Source organism: Kitasatospora sp. A2-31 (assembly GCF_022288725.1).
In the GTDB taxonomy this organism is placed as follows: Bacteria; Actinomycetota; Actinomycetes; order Streptomycetales; family Streptomycetaceae; genus Kitasatospora.
In genome coordinates, this window is record NZ_JAKNTA010000106.1 from 1 (window position 1) to 1,866 (window position 1,866).

General features: G+C 74.3%; 2 protein-coding genes. Both read right to left on the reverse strand.

Annotated features, from left to right (window positions below; all coding sequences use genetic code 11):
* Window positions 1-1,105, reverse strand: a 1,105-nt coding sequence (locus tag MCM47_RS39900; protein ID WP_238951742.1) for a GGDEF domain-containing protein, incomplete at its 3' end; no start/stop codon positions are given.
* Window positions 1,106-1,498: 393 nt separating this feature from the next.
* Window positions 1,499-1,866, reverse strand: a 368-nt coding sequence (locus MCM47_RS39905) for an OsmC family peroxiredoxin (protein ID WP_238951743.1), incomplete at its 5' end; no start/stop codon positions are given.

The window sequence follows — 1,866 nt, forward strand, 5'->3', positions numbered from 1 at the left end:
CCCGGCGCTCGCCGGGCGTGCCGCCCGGAGCCGCCTGCCCCTCCGCGCCCAGCGGTAGGCCCTGGTCCGGCCGGACGCCGGCGACCGCATCGCCGCCGGCGACGGCAACCTGGCCGTCGCCCGGGCCGTCACCCGGGCCGTCACCCGGGCCGTCGTCCCTGACGTCGTCCGCGACCGGCCCGGCGATCGCGAGGCAGGCGGCGTCGAGGCGCTCGAAGAACAGCGTCCGGTTCGGCAGCCGGGTCAGCGGGTCGTGCAGGGCCTGGTACTCCAGGCGGTCTCCGAGCCGGCGCTGCTCGGTGATGTCCTCGACCATGGCGAGCGTGTAGAGCGGTTTGCCGGAGCCGTCCCGGATCAGCGAGACGGTCACCTTGCTCCAGACCGTGCGCCCCTCACGGTGCTTGAGCTGCTTCTCCACCCGCAGCCGCTCCCGCTTGCCGCGGACCAGCTCCGGGAAGAGGCGGTCCGGCATCCCGTCCGCGTCGACCACGTCGTGGATGTGCGTGCGGACCAGGTCGGCGGACGTGCAGCCGACCAGGGCGGCGAAGGCGGGGTTGACCTCGATGATCCGGTCGTCGGGGTCGATCAGGGCCATGCCGATCCCGGCGTCGCAGAAGGCGGCCCGGAAGCGGGACTCGCTGGCACTCAGGGCGGCGAGCAGGCGGTCGGTCCCCTCGGCCGGCAGGCCGGGGCCGTCGGTCGGTCGGTGCGAGCCGGTCGCGAGCGGGGCGGAGCAGGTCGGGCAGAGCAGGAGGTCGGTGCCGACCGCGCCGCCGGTCACGTCGACCGGTGCGACGGTGCCGTGGTTGCCGTGGTTGCCGTGGTTGCCGCGGAGGTCGATGGCCCTGAGCCCGGCGCGGAGTCCGTCGCGCAGCGCGCCCCGGTCATCAAGGGGCTCACGGGGATCACCGGCGCCGAGGACGCCGTCGAGGCCGGGGGCGTGGTCGACGTCACGCGAGTCGTCCAGGGCGAGACCGGTGGTGCCGTCGGCGGTGGCGCCGTTGGCCGGACGGCGGAGCGGGGACAACCGGTGGCCGTGCTGGTGCGGTTCCTCGTGCCGCACGCCCGAGTGGTGTGCGTCGGCCCCCTCGTTCTGGCCCGGCACGGCATACTCCCGTCCGCTGCTGACGCTTGATGCTTGACGCTGGTCCGGCCGATCGCCCGGGACTGCTGCGGCCGGCTCCCGCACTCTGTCGAGGTCCTCGCAGTCCGGTGGAACGCTCGCGTGGAACGTCCGCGGGGGGATCCGCGTGAAGAACAGGGCGCTGCGGCCGATCATAAGACGCGGCGGCAACGCGCGGTGACCGCCGCCAGGGTGATTCGCCCGCTTTCAGGTCCTGTGCGGTGATACATGCAGACGCCCCCGGTACACATCACATGATGTGCGCCAGGGGCGTGTGCCTCCGCCGTGCGCCCTCGGGCGCTGGTCGAGCGCCGGGACGCGCCGAGTCCGGGCCGGCCGCGAGCCGGCCGGACGGGGCGTCGGACCGTCGGGGCGTCAGGCCAGCTTGGCCGTCAGGGTGATGGTCGTGCCGGTGAGCGCCTTGCTGACGGGGCAGTTCGCCTTGGCGTCCTCGGCGGCCTTCACGAACCCGGCTTCGTCGAGGCCGGGCACGTCGCCGGTGACGGTCAGGTGGATGCCCGTGATGCCGGTCCCGGGCTGAAAGGTGACGTCGGCCTGGGTGTCCAGCTTGGCGGGCGGGTTGCCCGCGCCGGCCAGGGCGTGCGAGAGGGCCATCGAGAAGCACGCGGAGTGCGCGGCCGCGATGAGTTCCTCGGGGCTGGTCCTGCCGTTCGGGTCCTCGGCGCGGGACGCCCAGGTGACCGGGTACTCGCCGATGCCGGACGAGGCGAGGGTCACCTGGC